This window comes from Bacillota bacterium, from assembly GCA_036504675.1.
GTDB lineage: Bacteria > Bacillota > Sulfobacillia > JAJYWN01 > JAJZPE01 > DASXUT01.
The window spans coordinates 1-22,144 of the sequence record DASXUT010000172.1 but is presented as its reverse complement, the minus strand read 5'-3'; the positions used below and the strand labels follow the sequence as shown (position 1 = coordinate 22,144).

Below are 22,144 nucleotides of genomic sequence, written 5' to 3'. Positions count from 1 at the left end.
CACGGCCGTCGCCACCCTCATCGCCCCGCTCCTCGCCAGGCGGCTCGGCAAGGTCCGGACGGTCGTCCTGACCGAGCTCGCCTCGATCCCTTTCCTGCTGCTCCTGGCCTACTCCGGCAACCTGCCGGCGGTGGTCGCCTCGTACTACCTCCGCGGCGCCCTGATGAACATGGGCGGCCCCATCCAACAGACCTTCGTCCTCGAGCAGGTGGCCGAGCACCAGCGGGCCACCCTGACCAGCCTCAGTGCGGTCCTCGGAAGTATGGGGCGCGGCGGCATCGGCCCGGTCATCAGCGGCTATCTGCAGGTCGTCAGCGGGTTCCACCTGGCCTTCACCTTCACCACGGTCTGCTACATCATCGGGATGGCCCTCTTCTGGTGGTTCTTCCGGGGGACCGAGGCGCCGCCCAGGCTGGCCGGGAAGCGGGTTGGACAAGTCAGTGAGGGGTGATGGTCAAGAGGCCGGGCGACGGGGCCTGGTTCTTTGTGGCCACTGATGTTAAGGATGCTTGACACCCGACAAGTCGGTATGTTATCCTATGAATGTAAAGGATGCTTTACAACTCCGGCTCACGCTGGCCCCGCGAACGGTCTCGGAAGGGGTGGTGAACCTTGCGGAACCTCGTCCGGCAGCTCCGCAACGACCACGGGTTGACCCAGGAGGACCTGGCCGACAAGGTCGACGTATCGCGCCAGACGATCATCTCGATCGAGTCCGGCCGCTACAACCCATCCATCATTCTGGCCTGCAAAATTGCCAAGGTGTTTGGCAAATCCATCGAAGAGGTCTTCCTTTGCGACGCCGAGGAGAAAGGAGACGCATCAAATGTCGGTCTTCCGAGGTGACCCCGCAAGGCGGCCGTCGGTGGCCGTCACCGCCCTCTATGCCCTGGGCTCCATAATCATGATCGGACTGATGTCGGCCGTGCCGGCCCTCGCCCTGGGGCACTCCGTCAGCGAGGTACTCAACGGCATCTTCCTGTCACCGAAGTTCTGGGTCGCGACCGGCCTGCCGGTGGTGGCTTTCTCCGTGGCTTTCATGGTCTCCTACCCGTACCTGTGGCGGAACCTCATCGTCAGGAGGGGCAGGGTGCCAGGGGCCGCGTACCGGCGGGGCCTTCTCTTTGCGACGGCCTCCGGCCTGCTCTACTTGTTCGTGGTCGCCCGCGGCCTCTGGAATCGCATCTCCGGGGGGATGACCGTCGCCGAAGCCCTGTCCAGCCTGGTCATCCAGCTCATCCTGGCGGCGGCGCTCGTCATCGTCCTGGTCTACGACTGGCTTTCACCGTCTGAGGAGAAGGCCAAAGCCATCGAGACGGGCGATTATCGCCGGGTCAACGATGAGCGTCACCGTCTCCTGGCGATGCGGTCAGCCCATACCGTCCTGAGCATCGCCCTGGTGGCCATCCTGCTCGTCGGTTCGGCCGTCGATATCCTGGTCTACCACACCTACCCGGTGCGGTCGTTCGTTGACGCCGGCCTGCTCCTCTTCGCCTGGCAGGCGGCCTACGTCTACTGGAGACGGCGGATTTGACCCAGGTGGGGATGGCCACCTGGTAGGCACGATAGAGGCGGACGGCACTGACTGCCATCCGCCTCTTCTTGTCCTCCTGGCCGGTCGTCGGCTGGCGCGGGTCCGACCGTCCCTCACTCCTCGATCCGGTCGATCTCATCCTGGTACTCCGGGTGAATGACCCACTTCCCCCGGACCAGCACCTCGAAGTCCCAGGGCTGGATGATCAGGTTCTCCGTCTCCAGGGCGTACCAGTGGGGACGCCACGACTCGGTGTGGACGTACAGGGTGGCCGTCTTGACCTTCTTGGCCTGGCGCTTCCTGGCCTCCCCGACGGCCAACCGGAGGGTCTCGCCGGTGGCGGCGATCTCGTCGACGATGAGGACGATCTTGCCCTCGACCTCGTCCGGCACGGGGACGAGGACGGCCGGCTTCTCCCGGACCACCCGGTCCTTGACCCGCCGTGACAACCTGATCGGGTAGAATTCCTTGCGCAGCATCGAGGCCAGGATGGCGCCGGGGATGACCCCGGCCTTGGCGATGCCCAGGATGATGTCCGGGTCGTACTCGACCTGGACCCGCTCCGCCAGCTCCCGGCACATTCTCATCACGTCGTCCCAGGTCAGGCGGGTAATACCAGTGTGATAGTGGTGATAGCTTTCGCCCACACCCGTCCCTCCCGCGTCCGAGGCGGATCAGTCGCCGACCGTCCAAGAAACCATCTCGCCCGGGGGAATTCTCCCCCGGGCGGTGGTTACCTGCTGTCCGGTGTTGTCGCGGGTCGTCACAATCCAAACCAATTGGCTATTGGTACCTCACCCGCAGCACACCGACGGTTAGGAAGACGGCCGCGAAGGCCAGGAGCACGGCGCTGGGCACGACGACCCCGTTGAGGCCCGCCCCGCGCTGGATGAGGGCGTTGAAGCCCTCCGCGGCCCACCCGGGCGGGACGAATTTGCCCAGGGTCTGCATGAAGCCCGGCATCAGCTCCGCCGGCCAGAAGGCCCCGCCCAGCATGCAGGTGCCCGTGATAACGATCGGGCTGACCGCGGCGAGCTGGGCCTTAGTCTGGACGAAGCCGGAGATGGCCAGGCCCAACCCGATGGTGCTGAGGATGAACGAAGTCATGACGAGGATGAGGCCGGGGACAGAACTACCCCAGTTGACTCCGAAGAGGTAGTGGCTGGCGAGGACGATCGCCAGGGCCTGGAGCCAGGTCGAGACGAAGACGCCCAGCAACTGTCCGAAGATCATGGTCATCCCCCCGGTCGGGGTGGTCAGCAGGCGGCTCCACGTCCCCCGCTGCCGCTCGTCGAGGATGGAGCCGGCCCCGAAGGTCGCCGGGTACATCAGGAACATGACCGCGAAGCCGGCCACGGTGGCCGTGGTGGCGGCGGCGAAGTTGGCCCGGGGCGGGGTCTTCGAGCCGATTTCTTTCAGCGTCGTGGTGACCTTGGGACCCGCGGCCCAAGCGTCGTTCAGCGCCTTGAGGTCGAGGGCTCGGGCCTCGGCCAGCTTGTCCGGGCTGACCGGGCGGCCCCCGGCCGTGGCCGGCTGGGCGGCGATGAGGTCGGCCGCTTTGAGGCTGGTGGCCGTCCACAGGAGTGATCGCCCGAGAACCTCCCTGACGACGATCCCGTCGGTTGAGTCGGAGCGGCCGAGGACGGTAACTGAGGGGGCCCGCATGGCCTCCATATCGGCGCCGTACCCCCGGGGGACGACCACGGCAACCGCCGCGGACCGTGCGCGGATGGCGGCTTCCGGCTCGGGGTCCTTATCGCCGGCCGGCGAGACCGTGAGGCCGGGGGCCTTCCGCAGCTCGCCGACCATGGCCTGCGAAGCGGGGCTGCGATCGTTGTCATAGACGAGGACCGAGAGGGTCCGGTCGACGGTTTGGCCGCCGAACATCAGCCCCACGGCGAAGGTGAAAACCAGAGCCATGGCGACCATCAGGATGGGCATGGTCGGCTCCCTGAACTCCTCCTTGATCTCCCGTCCGGCGATGATGAGGAACTTGGGCATTTTCACGCACCCCCTAGGCGGTCAAGCGCCGCGACCCGATAAGGGCCAGCGCCAGACCGGCGACGGCGAGGATAAGAGCGGGCGCCACGATGACCGACAGGGGCCGCCCCTCCATGATTGATACGAACGCGTTGTTGGCGATGCCGTTGAAGGTGAAGAGGCTGACCTTCCTGGCTCCCTCGGGCAGAGTGCTGAGAGGCACCATCGAGCCCCCGATGAGGGCACTCAACTGAATGAACAACATGCTGATCAGGTCGGCGATCTTGGAGTTCCGGGAGATGGAGGCAATGAATATGGCCACCCCCGAGGCCCCGAGGCTGACGGCCAGGACCATGACGGCCAGGCCGAGCGGTGAGTGGCCCCAGCTGACCCGGAAGATGAGGGTCGTGGCGACGATCAGGGTGACCATTTCCAGGACTGCGTTGAGGAATGTCCCGACCAGCTTGCCGGCGACGATCTGCCAGCCCGGTGTGGGCGTGGTCAGGAGCCTGGGGAGGGTGCCGTCCTCGCGCTCAGTGAGGAAGGACCGGGACCCGCTGGAGGTCGTGGCGAAGAGACAGAACATCACGGCCATGGCCGCGGCGTAGTACTGGAAGGCGGTGACGCCCTTCCGCGGCTCGACCGGCTGGTACCTGACCTGCTGGAGGCCGGCCTGCTCGCCGACGGCCTGGAGCTGGCCGGCCAAGGCGGCCGCGGCCTGGGCCAGGTCCTGCGGTCGAACCACGCCACTCTTCACCCAGATGTTCACGCCGGTGGTCGTGGCCGTCCCCACCGCCGATAGATGATCCGTGAAGGCCGTCGCGATGGCCTCGACGATACTCCCGCGGAGCGGCGACTCAGGGTGCTGGTACACCTCGATGGCGGCCGGCTCGCCCTTGAGCACGCGCTCGGAGAAGTCGGCCGGGATGACCAGGGCGACCCGGGCCTCTTTCTTGTCCACGGCGGCCAGGGCCTCATCGCGGGTGGCGACGGGCTTGGGGGTCAGGAGCGCCTTCAGGTCGTCGGCCTGGAAGGCCTTCACCAGATAACCGCCGACCTCACCCCGGTCCTGATTGGCGACCATCAGGCTAAAAGCCCCCCCGATGGCCGAAGCCGGCTCCCGAAACATCCCGCCCAGGGCTCCGCCCAGGATGGCCGTCAGGATGAAGGGCATGACGATGATGAGCATCAGGGCCTTGCGGTCCCTGAGGATGAGGAGGACGTCTTTCTTGGCCAGTTCGACCAGTCTCATTGCGCCCACCTCAATCCCTGAGGGCCTTGCCCGTGAGGTGCAGGAAGACGCCCTCGAGGTCCGGCTCCTTGATATCGATGGACCTGACCTTGACCCCGGCCGCGGCCAGGCGGGTGACGACGTCGCCGAGGACCTTGCGGCCGTACGGCGCGACCACGTGGACCTGGCCTTCGTCCTTGCTCACCCCGTCGACGCCGGGGATGCCCCTGAGGGCTTCGACGACCTGGGCGTCGGTCACCTTGGCCTGGATGGTGATGACGTCCTTGTCGCCGACCAGGAGCCGCAACTCGTTCAGGGTCCCGCAGGCCATCACCCGGCCCTGGTCCATGATGGCGATGCGGTCGCAGAGCTCCTCGACTTCCTCCATGTAGTGGCTGGTGTAGAGGACGCTCGTGCCGGCCTTGTTGAGCTCCCTGACCGTGTCGAGGATGTGATTGCGCGACTGTGGGTCGATGCCGACCGTCGGCTCATCCATCAAAAGGAGCTTGGGACGGTGCATCAGTCCCGCGCCGATGTTGATTCGGCGCTTCATCCCGCCCGAGTACTTCTCGATTCGGTCATTGGCCCGGTCGGCCAGGCCGACCAAGCTGAGGACCTCATCGACCCGCTGCTTGAGAGGCGCCCCGGAGAGCCCGTACATCCGCCCCCAGAAGGCCAGGTTCTCGCGGGCGGTCAGGGTTGGGTAGAGGGCGATGTCCTGGGGAACCACGCCCATCAGCCGCCGCGAGACGAGCGGCTCGATGAAGACGTCGTGGCCGCCGATCTTGATGCTGCCGGCGTTCGGCCGGATAAGCCCGCTGATCATGGAGATGGTCGTCGACTTACCGGCCCCGTTCGGACCGAGCAGGCCGAAGATCTCGCCTTCCTTGACCTCGAGGTCGATGCCGGCGACGGCCTGGTGGCTGTTGAAGGATTTGGACAGGCCCTTGATCTCGAGAATGGACATGACCGCTTCACTCCTCAGAAAAAATCGCGCCTTGGCGGCGTGCGTTTCTGCCTTGGCCAGCGTCTATTACGGTGGCTTCAGAAGGGCCCGTCCCCGATGTTCAGCGGACCGGCCCTTAGTGAGTCTAACTCAACCTCGGTCATCCGGTCAAGAGCGATGGCCATCACTTCCCCGAGTGGCTGCGGGCCGAGACGCTCGCCGGCGCTGAAGAAGACCGGTCCGGTCCAGGGGCGCCAGCCGAGCCCGGCGTGGTAGCGGGGGCTGTCCGTGGCCAGGACGGCCAGGGAGTGACCCCTCCGGGCGGCCTCGTCGACCAGGCTCCGAATCACCACGCGACCGTAGCCAAGACCACGGGCCTCGGGATCGGTGGCCACATCCTCGACCGAGGCGACGACCAGTTCGCGGCCGGGGATTCCCGCCGGGACAGGGAGCTCGATCGGGGTCGAGGCGGCGTCCCCGAGACGCATCCGGCGCGGGATGAGCGTCGCCTGAGCCATCAGCCAGCCGGCCGCCCTCAGCATGACGTGGATGCCGACCGGCTCCCACCCCAGGCAGCGGTGACCCCACAGCTGCCTGACTGAGGGGGACGCGGCCAGGGAGTCCGGCGGCAAAGGCACCCTGGCCGCCGGGTCGAGGGCGTGAACGGTTCGGATGGCCGTCTCCCCCACCCGCTCGAACCAGGGATAGGCATAGAGGTGCGGCCCGTCGGTGAAAGCCCGGCTGAGGAGCAACTTGAGCTGCTCGAAATCCTCATCCGTCAAGGCCGCGGCTGGCTTAACGCCGACCGCGACGAGGCCGGACTCCGACCCCAAGTTCAGGGATGGTCGCCCCCAGGCTTCCCCGAGCAGTCCGGAGTCGCTCGGCCAGGCGCAGAGCTCGCCTTCGGCGACGACCGTCAGCCCGGGCGAGGGGGCCGCCCCCGGGGGGAACTTGGCGTCGAGGAGGAGCGCCCCGGCGGCCGCCGGGCCGCAGTCGATGCGGGCTTCGTTGCCCAGGGTCCGGGCGACCACGCCGCGAATGACGGTCCTGGGGCTGCCGGGCTCCGGTTGTTCGAGGCCGGGGCGCGCCGGCCCGGGGGCCGGGCGGGGGGCCGGTCCGGGGGCCCACGACGCCGCGTGCAAGACCAGGTCAAGGCGGCGGACCGACCCGGCCAAGGCCCGCTCGAAGGCGAACTCGTGGCCCATGGCCTCGGTGATGTAGGATCGGCAAGTCAGCAAGAGGCGCCGCTCCTGCAAGCGCAGGCGGAGAAAGACCTCGGGACCGTGGACCTCAGCCTTGTTGACCCGGCAGAGGTAGATCACCTTGAACCCCCCGTTGTCGTGCCGGCTGAACCCGGGAAACGTTCATGGATTCACCGCCGGCGGCGTCCGGACCTTCGCCAACGGCTCGAACCGGAAGCAAGTCGGACTCGCCGGCTGGAACCCGGCGTCGCCGAGGCTCGTCTGAAGAATCGGAGGGATGACCATTGTCCGGCCACATCTCGAGGTCCCCAAGGCGTCGATTCATCGCTGGCGGCCTCGTCGCCGTCCTGCTCTTAGCCTCTTCGGCCCTGGGCGGTTGCGCCCTGTTGGCCAAACCCGAACGGGGAGCCACCCCGCCTGCCGGCGACGGCGGGACCACCCCGCCGCCGGCGCCGGGCGGCGGAACCCTCGAGGTTTACCCGAAAGAGGTCATGGCCGTCTATGAGGCGGTCAAGACCCTCAACCTCGGGACTTCCGTCATCGTCGGTAACGAGACCTTCTTCCTGGCCAGTCTTGGTCGACAGGACAAGGGAGGGGCCAGGGTGGCCATCGCCGACGTCACCACGAGCGGCTCGAAGGCCGTCGTCAAGGTCCGGGTGACCGCCGCGACCGGGCCCAAGGCTGCCAGCGTCTACACGCCCATCGCCGTCGAAGTGGCCAAGGGACAGTACAGCGAGGTCGAGTTCATCCGGACCGACGGGGAGTACTTCCCCATTCTCCGCGGGGCCAAGGGACCGCTGGCCGCCATCGGGGAGAGCAATAACATCAGAGTCACCGGGCTCAGCCTCGAAGCCGGCCGTCTGACCGTGACCGGCCTGGCCCGCGTCTTCGAGGCCACGGTCAGCTGGGAGCTCCGCGACGGCTCCGCCAAGGTCATCACCAAGGGCTTCACCAACGCCGCCTCCGGCGGGCCGGACTGGGCCTACTACGAGATCAAGCTGACCAACGTCCCAACCGCGGCGGCCAAGATCGCCGTCTTCTGGTCGAGCCCGAAGGACGGGGCGCCGCTGGATCCGGTCGAGCTGGCCCTACCCAAATCCTGACCCGATCTGGCCGGCCGCCCTATGCAAAGAAGCCCCCGGGCCTTGTAGGGCCCGGGGGCTTGTGGTCTCTGTGGCCAATCGCCGCGGCCGCGGGCGCGACGCCCCGGTTGGCGCCTACCGCCTTTCGGCCGCCATCTCCCGGACGGCCGACAGGACCTGATCGACGTCGGCCTCTTGGTTGTAGAAACCGAGGCTGAGCCTGACCGTGCCACCGGGGTAGGTGCCGATGGTCCGGTGGGCCCAGGGGGCGCACTGCAGGCCGACCCGGCACAGGACCCCGTACTCGGCGTCGAGGATATAGCCCACATCCGCCGGGTCGACCCCGTCGAGATTGAAGGAGATGACCCCGACGGCCGGCTGAGCCGCCCGCCCTCCGACCGCCCCGGGCCCGTAGACGGTCACTCCGGGAATCCCCGCCAGTCCGTCGCGCAGCCTGGCGGCCAGCCGTTCCTCGCGCTCCTTGATGACTTCGAGGCCCGCGGCCGCCACCACCCTGACCCCGGCCGCCAGGCCGGCCAGGCCGACGAAGTTTGGGGTCCCGCTCTCGAGCTGGTCGGGCAGGAAATCCGGCTGGACGTCCAGTTCCGACTGGCTGCCCGTGCCGCCCCGCTGGAGGGGCCGGAGCGGCACTCCCTCCCGGACGAAGAGCCCGCCCGTGCCGGACGGCCCGAGCAGGGACTTGTGCCCGGTGAAGGCCAGCAGGTCGGCGTTCAGGTCGCCGACGTCCACCGGATGGCAGCCGAGCGTCTGGGCGGCGTCGACCAGGAAGAGCAGGCCCCGCTGCCGGCAGGCCCGCCCGACCTCCTCCACCGGCTGGACCGTGCCGACCACGTTGGAGGCGTGGTTCATGACCACCAGCCGCGTCTCCGGGCGGAACGCCCGGGTCACCTCGTCTGGGTCGACCAATCCATCCGGCCCGGCCTGGACCACGGTCACCGCGACCCCCCGGCCCTCCAGGTGACGAAGGGGCCGGGAGACCGAATTGTGCTCCATTGAGGTCGTCACGACGTGCATCCCCGGTTCGAGGACCCCGGACAAGGCCAGGTTCAAGGCCTCCGTGGCATTGCCGGTGAAGACCACCTGGCGCGAATCGGAGGCGCCGATGAGCCCGGCCACGGCTTCCCGGGCGTCGAAGACGACCCGGGCCGCCTCCACCGACAGGCGGTGCCCGGAACGCCCGGGGTTCCCGCCGGCTTCGCGCAGGCAACGAATCATCGCCTCCTCGACGGCCCTGGGCTTGGGCCAGGAGGTCGCGGCGTTATCGAGATAGGTCAGCCTGGCGGCCGCTTTTCCGATGGCCGGCTCGGCCACGGCGTCCACGAACTCATCAGTCACGTCATCAGTCCTCACAGTTGATGGAAGCCCTTGGTCCGAACGTCCCCGGCCGCGGCGATGGAGGCCGCCCGCGCCTGGTCCTCCGGCCGCAGCCTCACCGCCACCCCGCAGGCGCTGCCCAGGGACCGGGGGATGGGCACGAGCTCGTGCGCCACCTGGTTCTGGCTCAGCAGGCGGTCGAGGCGCATCGCCTCATGGGTCGAATCAAAGGTGACATAGACGTCCAAGGCCCTCACCCTTCAGCGGACGATGGTGTAGACGAGATAGCCGTTCAGGGCGATGACCACCCCGGCGATGACCCACCCGAGGGCCTGGACGACCGGCGGGTTGGCCCACTCCCCCATGACCGTCTTCCGCCCGGTCAGGATGAGCAGCGGGATGATTGTGAACGGCAGCAGCACCCCCAGGATGGCCTGGCTGAAGACCATCGCGGTGAGGGGGTTCGAGACAAAGAAGAGGGCGGCCACGGCCACCACGAGCACGGCCAGGAACCCCAGGCGGAACGGCCACTTCTCGTGATGCCAGCCACCGTTTCGCCGCCACAGGCGGAAGAACCCACCGACCGCGTACGAGCCGGCCATTGACCCGGTGATGGCCGAGGCCAACCCGGCCAGGACTAGGGCGACGGCGAAGACCACCCGGGCCATCGACCCGGCGATCGGCTCAAGGGTCGCCGCCGCCTGTTCCAGCCCCGAGACCTGGATCCCACGGGTGTAGAAGACGGCCGCGGCGACGACGATGATAGCCGCGTTGATGACCCCGCCGACGATCATGCTGACGGTGGTGTCGAAGAACTCGTGGCGGATCCGCTCACCGCTCCAGTCCCGGGTCTGGGCGATGGCCGAATGGAGGTACAGGTTGGACGGCATGACGATGGCCCCGAGGACGCTGATGGCCATGTAGGCGTTGGCGTGGCTGAGGTGCGGGACAACCAGCGCCTCGGCGACCTGCCCCCAGGCCGGCTTGGCCATGAACAGCTCGGCCAGGTAGGCCAGACCGATGAGGCCAACCATGGCGACGATGAGGTCCTCGACGTGATGGTATTCCTGGCTCCAGATGACCGCCCCGACAACGATGGCCGTGAGAGCGCCCCCGACCACCAGCGGCAGTCCGAAGAGGAGGTTCAGGCCGACGGCCGCGCCAAGCAGTTCGGCCAGGACCGTCGAGGCCGACCCGGCAAAGGCCAGGACGCCCAAGGGGGCCCCGCCGACCGGCCCGACCAACGGGCAGACGGCCTCGGACAGGCAGGCCTTGCTGACCACGCCCAGGCGGGCGGCCATCTCCTGGAAGAGGACCAGGATCAGGGTGCCCAGGGGGACGACCCACAGCAGGCTATACCCGAAGGTGGCCCCGGCCACGACGTTGGCGGCGATGTTCCCGGGGTCGATGAAGCCGATGGTGACGAGGAAACCCGGGCCCATGTCGGTGAAGAACGAGAGGAGGGTTTGGCCCCGCCGACGGACATAGTCATATCTGGAATACTGCGCCATGGAGCCGACCTCCTTTCCGGGGCTGAGGATGTATTGAGAATGGTTATCAGTTCCCCAACCTGATTATACCGCCGCCCGGGGAGTTCGGCAAGGGCAGAGGGCTCCGTCAGACCCTGACTCGGAGGGGATCCCACCTTCCCCATAGCAAGCCCCGGCCTATTGGCCGTAAACCGCCCCCGTCGGGTCCGCCCGCTCGATGGCCTCGTATCCTCCTCGCGGAGTAGCTTTCGGTCAAGCGGCGCCAAGCTTCGGTCAAGATGAGCCGGTCCCGGCAGGACGCGGCTGTGCACTGTCGAATCGGACGACTAGATGGATGGGCCATCATCGAGACGGCGAAGGAGGACTGTTGTGGCTGCAGATTACGGCAAGGCGGTATTGATCACCGGGGCCTCGTCGGGCATCGGCAAGGCGTGCGCCGAGTACCTGAGGGACCAGGGCTACCACGTCTATGGCGGGTCCCGGCGGGTGTCGCCGGAGGACGAGGTGCCCGTGCCGGGCCGCAATGGCGGGTGGCTCAAGATGCTGCGACTCGATGTCCGCGACGAGGCCTCGGTCCGAAACATGGTCGGGCGCATCCTGGCCGCCGAGGGCCATCTCGGCGTGGTCATCAACTGCGCCGGCTACACGCTGTCCGGGTCGGTCGAGGACACCACCCCCGAAGAAGCCCACGAGCAGATGGACACGAACTTCTACGGTCCGCTCCGGGTTTATCGGGCGGTCCTCCCCGGGCTGCGGAAGCAGGGCGGCGGGCTGATCGTCACGGTCAGCTCGGTGGCCGGCTTCATCCCCATCCCTTTCCAGCCGATGTATAGCGCCAGCAAGTACGCGCTGGAGGCGATGACCGAGGCCATGCGGATGGAGGTCGCCCCGTTCGGGGTCAAGGTCTCCTTGGTCGAGCCGGGTGACATCAAGACCGGCTTCACCTCGGCCAGGGCCTGGACGGCCAAGTCACGCCAGTCGGTCTACGCGGACCGCTGCGCCCGGGCGGTGGCCGCGATGGCCAAGTCGGAGCAGGGCGGCCCGGGGCCGGAGATCGTCGTCCGCGTGGTCGCCGGCCTGCTGCGGTCGAAGAACCCGCCGGTCCGGGTGATCGTCGGGGTCCAGTACAAGCTGGTGGGGTTCCTGAAGCGGATCGTCACCGACCGGTTCCTGGAGTTCGTCCTGGTGAAGATGTACTCTTGACATCCTCCCACCCCTGAAGGGGGTGGGATTCCCGGGATAATCCCAGGCGGTCGAGCGTTCGGGTCAAAGGGGTTGGCGATTCACCCCACGACAAGAGCGGCGGGCTTCCTCGCCCAATTTGGGTCAGTTGACCTCAGGCGCTCCAGGCGCGGGGCCGTCTGAGCCGGCTCATTTCGGCGCCGGCCCCTCCGGCACCTTGAAGGCCAGTTCGAGGACGCCCTTGAAGCCGTCGGCGGCGTGGGCCGGGATGAGGATGTGGTAGTCAACCTGCCCATCCTTGGCGTGGCTGGAGACCTCGATGTGACGGCTGCCGCTCCGCCACCGGTCGAACATGGCCCGGACCTTCCCCCGGTTCTCCGGCTTGTGGCAACCATCGACCTCGTTCCCGAGGCGGGCGAGGACGTCGGGGCAGTTGGCTTCGGCGTTCTTATTCAAATAGCGAAGGATCTCGTCGGCGTCGGCGAACCAGGTATTGGCCGCCAGGTGGTCGATGACGGCGGTCAGGTCCAGGGGCTTATTCATGGTAGGCCTCCTTGTTGGGGTTTCCTCGTCAACTGGTTCGGCCTCGCCGGCTGGCTTCCCTCCCTTCTTGGGCCCCAAATCGGGCTGAGCCACCGGTATGGGAGGAGAGAGCGCCCGCCGGGCCGAAAAGGCTCGGTCGAGGCCGGTTGGGTCCCGAACTCGACCTACATCCGCACGGCCGGCCAGGTGACCAGCTTCAGCTTCGCCCTGCAGAACCCGGCCTTCGGAGCCGCCATCGAGGGTTCTTTCAACCAGCAGACCTACGAGCTGGAGGCCAGTCTCGAGGTCGCCCCGGCGGCCGCGGCCGGCCCGGCGGGCTCATCGCCCTACGGGGCGATGACCGACTTGCTCGAGAAGCTGTCCGAGATCGCCCAGCAGGATGGGCGCAAGCGGATCACCCTCATCTTCGACGACCCGGGGGCCCTGGGGGTCCTGGGCGAGAAGGGCAGCGGCTTCGCCCGCGGGCGCGGTTGGAGAATCAGGAGGGTGGAAGTCGAAGAAGGAGGTCAATCGACCAAATGCCGTCCGCGAATCTCCTCGCCGCGCCATGTGGCATCCACTGCGGCCTGTGCCCCATGCACCGGGCCTCCACCGACGCCGGGTTACGTCAGCTCCTGGCCCAACGGATGAACCTGCCGGAGGAGAAAGCCCACTGCGCCGGCTGCCGGGGCGTAGAGGGCCACTGCCCGGTCATCGGCGAACAGTGCCTCACCTACCTGTGCGTCCGGGAGAAGGGGGTCGAGTTCTGCTCGGATTGCGCCGAATTCCCCTGCCCGAAGCTGATGCCCTGCGCCGACCGGGCCGACAAGCTGCCCCACAACCTGAAGATCTACAGCTTGACCCTGCGGAAGTTGAAGGGCGAAGCGGCCTGGGAGAAGGCCGTCGGCCAGGCCTATGCCCTCTACCACGGCGGGCGGATGGTTATCGGCCGCGGGCCGCAACCTAAAGACTGAAAACTCAAGTCAGGACCGAGGAGTGATCGACGGTGCCGGGATCCAACGACCACCTGCTGTTCGAAGTGAAGGACTTCATCGCCACGATTACCCTGAACCGACCCGAGTCCCTCAACGCCTTCAGCGTATCGATGATCCGGGCGTGGATTGAGGCCCTCGAGGAGGGCCGGGACCGCGACGACGTCCGGGTCATCGTCGTCACCGGAGCCGGCCGGGCCTTCTGCGCCGGTGGCGACGTCCGGGCGATGCAGCAGGGGCGCGGTTTCCTGGCCCAAGGGGAGGCCGAGCTGGACACCTACAGCACCCCGCTGGCCGTCAAGGACTCCCTCTGGAAGCTGATCCAGCGCATCCCCCTGACCCTCGAGTCGATCGACAAGCCGGTCATCGCGGCGATCAACGGCGACGCCGTCGGGGCCGGCCTGGACATGGCCCTGATGTGCGACCTTCGCCTGGCGGCCGACAACGCCCGCCTTTCGGAGGGCTACGTTCGGGTCGGCATCGTCCCCGGCGACGGCGCGGCCTACTATCTGCCCCGCTTGGTCGGCCCGGCCAAGGCTCTGGAGCTTCTGCTGACCGGCGACCGCCTGACCGCCCAGGAAGCCGAGCGGATCGGCTTGGTCAACCGGGTGGTCCCGGCCGACCAGCTCCTCGAAGAAACCTACAAGCTCGCCGCCAAGCTGGCCGCTCAGCCGCCGGTGGCGGTCCAGCTGACCAAGCGGGCCGTTTACCAGAGCGCCAGGACCGACCTCCGGACCTCACTCGACCTGGTCTCCTCGCACATGGCCGTGGTCACCCGGACCGAGGATCACCTCGAGGCGGTCAGGGCCCTCCTGGAGAAGCGGCCGCCCGTGGTCAAGGGGAAGTGAGGTCGTGGGCGCAACCCGCCTGGCCGATGGGAGGGCTCAGTCCTTGAAGAGCGTCACCGAGATGATCGGCGAGACCAGCCTCTGGGCCGGGCTTCACCGCCCGGGCCTGCCCCTGGAGGAGGCCGACGTGGCCGTCCTGGGAGTCCCCTTCGACGGCGGAGTGAGCTTCCGGGCCGGGGCCAAGGACGCCCCTCGGGAACTGCGCTCGATAACCTACACCATCGACCCGACCACCGAGCGGCTGGAGAGCATCGCCGGCCTGAAGGTCCTCGACCTCGGTGACGCCGAGGGGCCCTCGCGGGAGGCGGTCTTCGCCGCCGCTGAAGAGGCCGCCTGCCGCGTGGCCAGGGCCGGTAAGCTCCTGACCGTCATCGGCGGCGACCACTCCATTTCCATCCCGATCATGCGCGGCCTCGACCGGGCCCTGGCCGAGCCCTTCGCCGTCGTCCACCTCGACTCGCACTTCGACCTATGCGATGAGCTGGGCGGGGACAGACTCTCCCACGGGGCGACCGAGCGGCGGGCCCTGGAGCTCAGGAACGGCCCCGACTTGGCCGGGCTGTGGTTCATCGGCATTCGCTCCATCGAATCGCCGGAGCTCGAGTTCATCAAGGGCAAACGGGTCAACGTGATCAGGGCGGCCGACGTCCGGCACGGCGGCGTACCGGAGGCGCTCCGGCGGATTCGGGACGGCCTCTCCTGTTTCCACCACGTCTACCTGACCGTCGACATCGACTGCCTCGACCCGGCCTACGCCCCCGGGACGGGCACGCCGCAGTTCGGCGGGCTCGACAGCCGCGAGCTGCTGGACCTCCTCGAGGGCCTCTTCGATCTGCCGGTCATCGGCTTCGACGTGGTCGAGGTGGCTCCATCCCTCGACGATTCGAAGATCGCCGTCTTCGCCGCCCGCAAGATCATCACCGAGTGCTGGGGGCACCACTGGCGGAAGGGGAAAAGGTCAGTCTTGCCGGCCAGAGCCGGTGAGTAATGGCATGACGGAGAACCCGGGTGACGGGAGGGATGCTAATTGGCGGTAAAGATACGGCTGCCCAAGCCCGCCCCCCTTGACAATGGCTTCTCAGCGGAGTGGTTGGGCTTCTGGTCAGCCCTCGTCACCACCATCGTGGTGTCATCTACGGCCTTGGTCTGGGCGGCCTGGCGGTCATGGGGCAATTCACGATGCCGCCATCGCAGCCGGCGCAACTCTTTGGGGCCATCTTAACGATCACCTTGGCCCCGGTCATTGTCATCCTGCTGGCGTGTGTCCACCACTGCGCCCCGGAAGAGCGGAAAGCCTGGAGCCTCAGCGGCCTGGCTTTTGCGGTCTTGTTCGCGGCCATGGTCAGTATCAACCGTTATGTCCAACTGACCGTCATCCGCCAGGGGCTGGCCAGCGGCTCCGTGGATCAGCTTCAGCTGTTCCTGCCCTATGGAAACAACTCGATCATGCTCTCGCTGGAGATTCTCGGATGGGGTTTCTTTCTCAGTCTGGCGGCGCTTTGCGCCGCCATGGTCTTCAACGGCGGAGGTCTTGAACGCTGGCTGCGCGCTCTTTTCATCGCCTACGGCCTTCTCGGCCTGACCAGCGCTCTGGGGCTCGTGGTGGCCAGCCCGATCACGGCGCTTGGCTTCGTGGCCTGGGGTCCGGTGCTTGATGTCATCGCTGCGTTGCTTGGTGTTTGGTTCTGGCGACGGGCAAAGGCCCCCCGGTCGACATCGACCTAGAGCATCCATCACCGAGGCGGGAGGGAGCCCATCATCATGGCCAGGGCCCTCGTTCTCGGAGCCGGGCACAACCTGTCCGAGCGGACCTGCCGCTACCCCGGGCACCGGGACCAGGTTGCCTTCATGCGCGACGCCGGCCTCCTCTCCCAGAGCCCGGTGACAGTCGGCGGGGTCGAGGGTCACCTCGATGGCCAGGACCACCGGTTACATGAGCTCAATAATGGTCGGAATGCTCTTGCGGGGACGGATCTCGGCCCGCGGGGCGGTGGCCATGGAGCACGTCTTCCGGGACGGGGCGCTGTACGCCGAGCTCATCGAGGAGCTGGCCAGACGGGACATCACCGTCGCGGAGCGATTCACCGGGGCTAGAAGCATAATCACCGCGGTCGACCGAAAGAGGAGCCCACCGGCGAGGAAGTGCTGAATCCTGGGGCAGGACACGGAGGTCCCAACTTGCATCTGATCGGAAATTCCCTCGCCACCCTCATCCTCGTCTTCATCGCCGGCTACATTGTGGTCATTCGCCCCTGGCACCTGCGTTGGGGGGCAACCCCCGAGGAGGTCGGGCGGGCCCTGCCCGGTGACGAGCGCGTCCCCGAACCCGTGGCCCAGTACACCCACGCCATCACCATCGCCGCCCCGGCGGCCGAGGTCTGGCCCTGGCTCGTCCAGATCGGCTGCAACCGCGGCGGCTGGTACAGCTATGACTGGCTGGACAACGGCGGGCGCCCCAGCGCCCGCCAAGTCATCCCGGAGTTCCAGCACCTCGAGGTCGGCCAGATGATCCCGGCGGCCCCCAGCAACGCGGCCGGCTTCCCGGTGGCGGCCGTGGAGCCGGGCCGGTGGTTCATCCTGGGCGGGCTACTGGACCCCACGACCGGAAAGGACCTGGGCGGCCAGAGGCCGACATCCGGGCTCTATTTCAACTACACCTGGCTGTTCTATCCCGAGTCGCTAAGTGATGGGACGACCCGGATGATCACCCGCTTCCGCTGCGACGGCCGCCCTCGCACCTTCAGCCTCCTGGCCACCCGCGTCCTCCTCGAACCGATCAGCTTCATCATGGAGAGGAAGATGCTCCTGAATCTGCAGGAGCGGATCGAGGCGGTGGCGCCGACGGCCGGGGCCTGACGACCGAAATTGCAGGCCGGACAACTAATCAGGGCCATCCCCGGCGGGAGGGCCCTGCTCTTGTCCGGACCTGACGTCATTCGTTTCTTGTCACCAAGCGATGGTCTGGCTGATCCTACCACGACCGACCGCGCCCAGCGATCGGCCAGACGACCTCGACCCGCTCGCCGCGCACCCCGTAGACCCGCTCGTGGAGGTTGAAGGTCGTACAGCCGTGGCCGGGGTACAGCTCGACGACCTCGCCAAGCTTCAGGTCGTCTCCTTCGCAACGGACGATCCCGTGCTCCTCGCTGTCGTGGGCGTACTTCAGCCCCGGGCGTCCCTTGAAGACGGGCGCTCCGTGCTCCATGGTCAACGACTTGAGGCCGGCGTCGATGACCGCCCGGCCCGGGGCCGACCGGCTGACGCAGGCGGTCAGGAGGCCGAGGGCCGGCCCGAAGGGCTTCTCCCCAAGGACCGCCGAGTAACTCGCGTCCATGGTCGCGTATGAGCCCGGCTGGATCTCCGTATAGCCCGAGGTCCGGGCGTCGCCGGTGACCCGGTGGGTGCCGGTCCCGCCGCCGGTGACGGTGGGCGCGGGCAAGCCCTCTCGCTCCAGCATCTTCGCCGTCTCGGCGGCGGCGGCGTTGGCCCGCCTGGCCCCCGCCTCACGCTGAGACTCGTCGGGATTCAGGACGACGTGCCCCTCATACCCCTGGAGGCCGGCGAAACGCAGTGAACGGTGGCCGGCGATGCGCCGGGCGAGGGCCGTGGCCTGGGCGGAAACCGGCTCCACCCCGCAGCGTGCGAGGCCGACGTCGACCTCCATGACCACCGCCAGGGTTACCCCGGCGCGGTCGGCGGCGGCCGCCAGGTCATCGACGTTGGCCGGATCGTCGGCAACGACGGCCAGCCGGGTATGGCGGGCCAGCCCGCAGGCGCGGTCGACCTTGTCCCCGCCGACCACCGGCCGGGTAATCAGGATGTCCGGCAGCCCCGCGGCGGCCATCACCTCGGCCTCACCGAGGGTGGCGCAGCAGATACCGGCGGCGCCCGCGGCCATCTGCAGGTGCGCGATGGCCGGGGTCTTGTGGGTCTTGGTATGGGGTCGCAGGGCCACCCCGCTTTCTTTGGCGAAAGCAGCCATGGCCGCGATGTTCCGCTCCAGGATGTCCAGGTCGACGACGAGCGCCGGCGTCTCCAGGTCCCGCTTGTTCATGTCGTCATGCTCCCCTCATGAGTTCCTCGGCGATGGCCCCTCCCCGTCTCCGTCTTGAAGGCTATTCGACGCCCCGCGCGAAGACCCGCGCCGGGTCCAAACATTTCCCGGGGCGTCGGCACGCCGGGCGCCCTGAGGCTAGGGACCACCTATGGGAACGACCGCAACGGCCAGGGCCGCGCACGAGCTCTTGAACAGCTCGATAGGCGTGAGGACGACTCCCAGAGGGTGATGCACAGAAAACCGTTGCGCCCAATCGAAGCCGGACCAGGCCTGCCCCCGGAGGATCAACCGGACGGCCCTTTCGTTGATCGGGCCGCTGTTGGGGTCGAAGGTCGTCAACATCTCCTCGGTCCCCGGCGAAGGAAGGGAGAACTGGATCCAGTAGCCATCCACTTCGATCAGCCCAGTGCCCTGGTCCCCCCTGGCGTGCTCACGGTAGACGGCCAGGTCCTCGGGGGAGACCCGGTGGTAGAGACGGACCCACAGGATCCGCTCTTCCGGGGGCCACGAGATGGTCAAGAGGGCGCTACGCGAGTCATCCAGCCAGGACATGGACGGCGGACTCCCGTCCCGAACAAAACCGCGGTCATGAAGGAAAGAGACCAGCCTTTGATTGACCGGGTCATCGAGGAGAAAGGCGTTGGCCCTGATGAAGCCAGCGGCGCTCAACAGGCCCAGGACGGCCAACACCGCGAACGCCGCAAGGGCGAACTTGGCCGATCTCCTGGTCAGCCTCGGCCTCACTCTTTGCCCGGCGCTTGGACCTGTCATCTGCCCAGCCGGCCTCCCTCGGACCATCCTTAGGCACTAGAACGTCATCGCCTCGAGCCGCTTGATCCGCTCGGTCACCGGCGGGTGGGTGTCAAACAGCCGGTCCATGTGGCCTTCCGAGTCCTTCAGCGGGTTGTAGATGTAGAGGTGGGCGGTGGCCTTGTTGGCCACCTCGAGGGGCTCGGGGTCGGCGGCGATCTTGCGGAGGGCGTCGGCCAGCCCCTTGGGGTAGCGGGTCAGCAGGGCGGCCGAGGAATCGGCCAGGTACTCACGCTGGCGGGAGATGGCCAGTTGCATCAGGCTGGCGAAGAGCGGGGCCAGGATGGCCATGACCAGGCCGGCCAGCAGGATGACGGCCTCGGCCCCATTGCCGCCGCCGCGGTTGTCGCGCCGCCGGGCCCGGCCGCTCCGCCAGGTGTAGCGGACCATCCAGTCGGACAGCAGGGTGACGACCCCAGCCATGGTCACGGCGATGGTCATCAGGAGGATGTCTCGGTTCCTGATGTGGGACATCTCGTGGGCGATGACCCCCTCCAGCTCGAGGCGATCCATCTTCTGGAGGAGCCCGGTGGTCACGGCGATCACCGCGTGCCGCGGGTCGCGGCCGGTGGCGAAGGCGTTGGGGGCCGTGTCCTCGATGACGTAGACCCTCGGGGCGGGGACGCCGGCCCCGATGGCCAGGGCCTCGACGATGTTGTAGAGGTACGGATTCTCTTCCTTGGCCAGCGGTTTGGCCCGGCTGATCGACAGGACCATCTTGTCACTGTACCAATAGCTGACCCAGGTGACCCCAATGGCGATGAGCACGGCCAGGGCCACGCCGGGATAGCCCATCCCGTTGATCCGGGCGAAGGTGTAGGCGATCATGCCGATGAGCAGGGCGAAGACGAACATCAGCAGCCATGACCGTCTGACGTTGCTGGCGATCTGCTGGTACACGGGGCAGCTCTCCCTTTTGGCCCGGCTGGATTCAGCGGCGACCGTTCAGCCGCGGCGGTGCTCAGCCCATGGCCGTTCAGAACTTGACCTTCGGTACCTCGCGCTCGCCCTCGGGGACCTCGAAGTACTTCTTCTCGGAGAACCCCATCGACCTGGCGAAAAGCACGTTCGGGAAGCTCTGGATGGAGGCGTTGAAGCGGAGGACACTGTCGTTGTAAAACTGGCGGGCGTAGGCGATCTTGTTCTCGATCCCGGCCAGTTCCTCCTGGAGCATCAGGAAGTTCTGGTTGGCCTTCAGCTCGGGATAGGCTTCGGCCACCGCGAACAGGCTCTTCAGGGCCTGGGACAACTGGTTCGAGGCCTGAGCCTGCTCGGCGACGTTGCCGGCGCCGACCATCTGGGCCCGCGCCTTGGTCACCATCTCGAAGGTGTCATGCTCGTGGGCGGCGTAGCCCTTGACCGTCTCGACCAGGTTCGGGACCAGGTCGTTCCGGCGCTTGAGTTGGACGTCTATCTGGGACCAGGCGTTCTCCACCCGGTTCTTCGAGACCACCAGCGAGTTGTAGGCGGCGATCCCGATCACGGCCAAGAGGGCCAACAATCCGAGGACGACCCACACAGTGATCACTCCCTATCCTAATTGGGGCGCCTGAGGAACGTCTCTCTCCCGGAAAGAGCTTTCCGTCACATTATACTTCGCCGGGCCCAGGCCGCGAGCCTCCGTGGCCCTCCCTGACTGGTACTTCGGCGGAACAGGACGGTCTTGGCCCATCTGGCGCCGCTGACGGAGCGGCGCGGGCCCACGGTCGTCCTTCCTAGTCTGCCGCTCTTGGTCGAGACTTAGGGCGACGATGGAAGAACCCGCCCAAAGAACCATCAGACCCCCGGGCATCACGCCGGGGGCCTGATCACCGCACGCGCAGGTCGCGCGGGCGGCGCGGGTGGCGCGAGCCGCGGTCGACGGGCTACTTCCCCGCCGCTTCGTCGCGCCGCCTCCCCGTCCGCCCTGGGATCAGCCGGACCAGCACCTCGGTGTGCATCGGCTCGCTGTGCATCACCGAATTGGTGACCAGGATCGGGTCGCCCTGCCGGCCGAGGATGACGAAAGTGTACCCGAAAAAGCTCGGGAAGTTCGAGATCCACCGGGCCATCGCCTGGCGCAGGCGGCTGACCCGGTTCTCGTACTCTTTCCGCCGGGAACGGCAGGTCTAGCCACCTTTGACGGTTCTCCCAGGCGAATGAGACCTCGCAGGCGCCATAGCTGCCGGCCATTGGGCGGCCCCCCCCCCGCTTCATCCGAATCGGCGTTTACTTCGCGGGGGGTCCGAAAGCACCTTTGGCTTACGGGGTGAAGCTTCGGCCGGGTTATTGTCCCGCCGGGACAGAACGCGAGTCGTCTTGGGGCCGTCCCATGCCTACCCATTGACCGGCGACCGGCAGCCGTAATGTAGTAGGTATACGAACGTTCGTCCACGAACCTTTCCCCGACGGACTTCGCAGGCGAGGACCGGGTGAAGGCGAGGAGGTCGGTCGAATGGCGCCGGATCGACTCGGACAGGGAGAAAGGCTAATCCTGCTGCTCAAGGAGATCATGAAGGGCGTCGGCCGGAGGATGCTGAAGCCATCGCGGCACGACGACCTGACCCTACCGCAACTGTTGGTCGTCCGGACCCTGGTGCGGCACGGCCCGCTGTCCCTGACCCGGCTCGGCCGGGAAGTCTCGCTGGCCAAGAGCACCGTGTCGGGGATCGTCGACCGCCTCGAACGGGCCGGCTACGTCCGTCGAAAGGCCGACCCGACAGACCGGCGGAAAACCCGGGTCGAACTGACCGAAAAATACAACCGGCTGAAGTGGAAGGTCCCCGACGACTTCAGCGGCTACGTCGGCGATCTCCTGGCCACCTTCGACGAGAGCGAGACAGCCGCCGCCTTCCGGTTCCTCGAACGCTTCTCCCGGCTTATCCGGGAACGGCAAGGGGAGGAATGACGGATGAGCTCGAAGACCGCCCGCATTCTCGGGCTGTCCATGATCA

At 67.3% G+C, this 22,144-nt stretch carries 27 protein-coding genes; 13 read left to right on the top strand and 14 right to left on the bottom strand.

Annotation, left to right across the window (positions count from 1 at the left end; genetic code table 11):
• From VGL40_13565 to VGL40_13555, 3 genes are all read left to right on the top strand, one after another.
• A partial coding sequence (locus tag VGL40_13565) for an MFS transporter (protein ID HEY3316291.1) occupies positions 1-451 on the top strand: 451 nt, incomplete at its 5' end.
• 161 nt (positions 452-612) lie between these two features.
• On the top strand, positions 613-846 hold the full coding sequence (locus tag VGL40_13560; protein ID HEY3316290.1) for a helix-turn-helix transcriptional regulator: 234 nt from the start codon (positions 613-615) through the stop codon (positions 844-846).
• The gene (locus VGL40_13555) at positions 827-1,534 is read left to right on the top strand and encodes a hypothetical protein (GenBank protein ID HEY3316289.1); all 708 of its coding nucleotides are present in this window, start codon (positions 827-829) and stop codon (positions 1,532-1,534) included. The genes VGL40_13560 and VGL40_13555 overlap by 20 nt, the downstream gene beginning before the upstream one ends.
• A gap of 113 nt (positions 1,535-1,647) precedes the next feature.
• Here the strand turns inward: VGL40_13555 and VGL40_13550 are convergent, their stop codons facing one another.
• The 5 genes from VGL40_13550 to VGL40_13530 all read right to left on the bottom strand — a co-directional run bounded on the left by VGL40_13550 (position 1,648) and on the right by VGL40_13530 (position 7,013).
• Positions 1,648-2,181, bottom strand: coding sequence for a phosphoribosyltransferase (locus tag VGL40_13550; protein ID HEY3316288.1), 534 nt, complete (start codon positions 2,179-2,181; stop codon positions 1,648-1,650).
• Between the two features lie 136 nt (positions 2,182-2,317).
• Positions 2,318-3,535: an ABC transporter permease gene (locus tag VGL40_13545; protein ID HEY3316287.1), complete on the bottom strand. Its 1,218-nt coding sequence runs from the start codon at positions 3,533-3,535 to the stop codon at positions 2,318-2,320.
• A 13-nt stretch (positions 3,536-3,548) separates the two neighbouring features.
• On the bottom strand, positions 3,549-4,766 hold the full coding sequence (locus VGL40_13540; protein HEY3316286.1) for an ABC transporter permease: 1,218 nt from the start codon (positions 4,764-4,766) through the stop codon (positions 3,549-3,551).
• Between the two features lie 10 nt (positions 4,767-4,776).
• The gene (locus VGL40_13535; GenBank protein HEY3316285.1) at positions 4,777-5,706 is read right to left on the bottom strand and encodes an ABC transporter ATP-binding protein; all 930 of its coding nucleotides are present in this window, start codon (positions 5,704-5,706) and stop codon (positions 4,777-4,779) included.
• Positions 5,707-5,789: 83 nt separating this feature from the next.
• The gene (locus VGL40_13530; GenBank protein HEY3316284.1) at positions 5,790-7,013 is read right to left on the bottom strand and encodes a GNAT family N-acetyltransferase; all 1,224 of its coding nucleotides are present in this window, start codon (positions 7,011-7,013) and stop codon (positions 5,790-5,792) included.
• Positions 7,014-7,177: 164 nt separating this feature from the next.
• Between VGL40_13530 and VGL40_13525 the strand changes: the two genes are divergently transcribed.
• Positions 7,178-7,996 carry a Gmad2 immunoglobulin-like domain-containing protein gene (locus VGL40_13525; GenBank protein ID HEY3316283.1) on the top strand — a complete coding sequence of 273 codons (819 nt, stop codon included), beginning with the start codon at positions 7,178-7,180 and terminating at the stop codon, positions 7,994-7,996.
• Between the two features lie 114 nt (positions 7,997-8,110).
• Here VGL40_13525 and VGL40_13520 read toward each other — a convergent pair whose 3' ends face one another.
• From VGL40_13520 to VGL40_13510, 3 genes are read right to left on the bottom strand one after another with little or no spacing between them, the layout of a single operon-like run.
• Entirely contained in the window at positions 8,111-9,331 is a 1,221-nt protein-coding gene (locus VGL40_13520) for an aminotransferase class V-fold PLP-dependent enzyme (GenBank protein HEY3316282.1), read from the bottom strand.
• Between the two features lie 11 nt (positions 9,332-9,342).
• Positions 9,343-9,558: a DUF3343 domain-containing protein gene (locus VGL40_13515; protein HEY3316281.1), complete on the bottom strand. Its 216-nt coding sequence runs from the start codon at positions 9,556-9,558 to the stop codon at positions 9,343-9,345.
• Between the two features lie 12 nt (positions 9,559-9,570).
• Complete coding sequence (locus VGL40_13510) at positions 9,571-10,821, bottom strand: Nramp family divalent metal transporter (GenBank protein ID HEY3316280.1); 1,251 nt, start codon at positions 10,819-10,821, stop codon at positions 9,571-9,573.
• Positions 10,822-11,169: 348 nt separating this feature from the next.
• Here VGL40_13510 and VGL40_13505 point away from each other — a divergent pair, with 348 nt between their 5' ends.
• On the top strand, positions 11,170-12,003 hold the full coding sequence (locus VGL40_13505; GenBank protein ID HEY3316279.1) for an SDR family oxidoreductase: 834 nt from the start codon (positions 11,170-11,172) through the stop codon (positions 12,001-12,003).
• Positions 12,004-12,171: 168 nt separating this feature from the next.
• Here VGL40_13505 and VGL40_13500 read toward each other — a convergent pair whose 3' ends face one another.
• The gene (locus VGL40_13500) at positions 12,172-12,525 is read right to left on the bottom strand and encodes a PAS domain-containing protein (protein HEY3316278.1); all 354 of its coding nucleotides are present in this window, start codon (positions 12,523-12,525) and stop codon (positions 12,172-12,174) included.
• A 186-nt stretch (positions 12,526-12,711) separates the two neighbouring features.
• Between VGL40_13500 and VGL40_13495 the strand changes: the two genes are divergently transcribed.
• The 7 genes from VGL40_13495 to VGL40_13465 all read left to right on the top strand — a co-directional run bounded on the left by VGL40_13495 (position 12,712) and on the right by VGL40_13465 (position 17,200).
• Positions 12,712-13,155 (top strand): hypothetical protein, encoded by a 444-nt coding sequence (locus VGL40_13495; GenBank protein ID HEY3316277.1) that lies wholly within the window; start codon positions 12,712-12,714, stop codon positions 13,153-13,155.
• Positions 13,044-13,478 (top strand): DUF3795 domain-containing protein, encoded by a 435-nt coding sequence (locus tag VGL40_13490; protein HEY3316276.1) that lies wholly within the window; start codon positions 13,044-13,046, stop codon positions 13,476-13,478. Before VGL40_13495 ends, VGL40_13490 begins: the two co-directional genes overlap by 112 nt.
• Before the next feature lie 32 nt (positions 13,479-13,510).
• Positions 13,511-14,344, top strand: a complete 834-nt coding sequence (locus VGL40_13485; GenBank protein HEY3316275.1) for an enoyl-CoA hydratase-related protein — start codon at positions 13,511-13,513, stop codon at positions 14,342-14,344.
• 43 nt (positions 14,345-14,387) lie between these two features.
• Positions 14,388-15,332 carry an agmatinase gene (gene speB / locus VGL40_13480; GenBank protein HEY3316274.1) on the top strand — a complete coding sequence of 315 codons (945 nt, stop codon included), beginning with the start codon at positions 14,388-14,390 and terminating at the stop codon, positions 15,330-15,332.
• Between the two features lie 98 nt (positions 15,333-15,430).
• Complete coding sequence (locus VGL40_13475; protein HEY3316273.1) at positions 15,431-16,069, top strand: hypothetical protein; 639 nt, start codon at positions 15,431-15,433, stop codon at positions 16,067-16,069.
• A gap of 187 nt (positions 16,070-16,256) precedes the next feature.
• Positions 16,257-16,493 carry a saccharopine dehydrogenase C-terminal domain-containing protein gene (locus VGL40_13470; GenBank protein HEY3316272.1) on the top strand — a complete coding sequence of 79 codons (237 nt, stop codon included), beginning with the start codon at positions 16,257-16,259 and terminating at the stop codon, positions 16,491-16,493.
• A 29-nt stretch (positions 16,494-16,522) separates the two neighbouring features.
• Positions 16,523-17,200 carry a hypothetical protein gene (locus VGL40_13465; protein HEY3316271.1) on the top strand — a complete coding sequence of 226 codons (678 nt, stop codon included), beginning with the start codon at positions 16,523-16,525 and terminating at the stop codon, positions 17,198-17,200.
• Positions 17,201-17,315: 115 nt separating this feature from the next.
• On the opposite strand, the gene VGL40_13460 is transcribed toward VGL40_13465, so the two are convergent.
• The 5 genes from VGL40_13460 to VGL40_13440 form a co-directional block, all read right to left on the bottom strand.
• Positions 17,316-18,398 carry an alanine racemase gene (locus VGL40_13460; GenBank protein HEY3316270.1) on the bottom strand — a complete coding sequence of 361 codons (1,083 nt, stop codon included), beginning with the start codon at positions 18,396-18,398 and terminating at the stop codon, positions 17,316-17,318.
• Positions 18,399-18,536: 138 nt separating this feature from the next.
• The gene (locus tag VGL40_13455; protein ID HEY3316269.1) at positions 18,537-19,172 is read right to left on the bottom strand and encodes a hypothetical protein; all 636 of its coding nucleotides are present in this window, start codon (positions 19,170-19,172) and stop codon (positions 18,537-18,539) included.
• Positions 19,173-19,208: 36 nt separating this feature from the next.
• Complete coding sequence (gene htpX, locus VGL40_13450) at positions 19,209-20,111, bottom strand: zinc metalloprotease HtpX (GenBank protein ID HEY3316268.1); 903 nt, start codon at positions 20,109-20,111, stop codon at positions 19,209-19,211.
• Positions 20,112-20,187: 76 nt separating this feature from the next.
• Positions 20,188-20,736 carry a LemA family protein gene (locus VGL40_13445; GenBank protein HEY3316267.1) on the bottom strand — a complete coding sequence of 183 codons (549 nt, stop codon included), beginning with the start codon at positions 20,734-20,736 and terminating at the stop codon, positions 20,188-20,190.
• Between the two features lie 340 nt (positions 20,737-21,076).
• Complete coding sequence (locus VGL40_13440; protein ID HEY3316266.1) at positions 21,077-21,262, bottom strand: hypothetical protein; 186 nt, start codon at positions 21,260-21,262, stop codon at positions 21,077-21,079.
• Positions 21,263-21,645: 383 nt separating this feature from the next.
• On the opposite strand from VGL40_13440, the gene VGL40_13435 reads away from it, so the two are divergent.
• On the top strand, positions 21,646-22,098 hold the full coding sequence (locus VGL40_13435; protein HEY3316265.1) for a MarR family transcriptional regulator: 453 nt from the start codon (positions 21,646-21,648) through the stop codon (positions 22,096-22,098).
• Positions 22,099-22,144: the final 46 nt, after the last annotated feature.

Coding starts and splice junctions, on each gene's coding strand:
- VGL40_13555 (HEY3316289.1), top strand. CDS start 827: ATGTCGGTCTTCCGAGGTGACCCCGCAAGGCGGCCGTCGGTGGCCGTC.
- VGL40_13545 (HEY3316287.1), bottom strand. CDS start 3,535: ATGCCCAAGTTCCTCATCATCGCCGGACGGGAGATCAAGGAGGAGTTC.
- VGL40_13540 (HEY3316286.1), bottom strand. CDS start 4,766: ATGAGACTGGTCGAACTGGCCAAGAAAGACGTCCTCCTCATCCTCAGG.
- VGL40_13510 (HEY3316280.1), bottom strand. CDS start 10,821: ATGGCGCAGTATTCCAGATATGACTATGTCCGTCGGCGGGGCCAAACC.
- VGL40_13500 (HEY3316278.1), bottom strand. CDS start 12,525: ATGAATAAGCCCCTGGACCTGACCGCCGTCATCGACCACCTGGCGGCC.
- VGL40_13490 (HEY3316276.1), top strand. CDS start 13,044: ATGCCGTCCGCGAATCTCCTCGCCGCGCCATGTGGCATCCACTGCGGC.
- VGL40_13470 (HEY3316272.1), top strand. CDS start 16,257: ATGGCCAGGACCACCGGTTACATGAGCTCAATAATGGTCGGAATGCTC.
- VGL40_13460 (HEY3316270.1), bottom strand. CDS start 18,398: ATGAACAAGCGGGACCTGGAGACGCCGGCGCTCGTCGTCGACCTGGAC.
- VGL40_13455 (HEY3316269.1), bottom strand. CDS start 19,172: ATGACAGGTCCAAGCGCCGGGCAAAGAGTGAGGCCGAGGCTGACCAGG.
- VGL40_13440 (HEY3316266.1), bottom strand. CDS start 21,262: ATGGCCCGGTGGATCTCGAACTTCCCGAGCTTTTTCGGGTACACTTTC.
- VGL40_13435 (HEY3316265.1), top strand. CDS start 21,646: ATGGCGCCGGATCGACTCGGACAGGGAGAAAGGCTAATCCTGCTGCTC.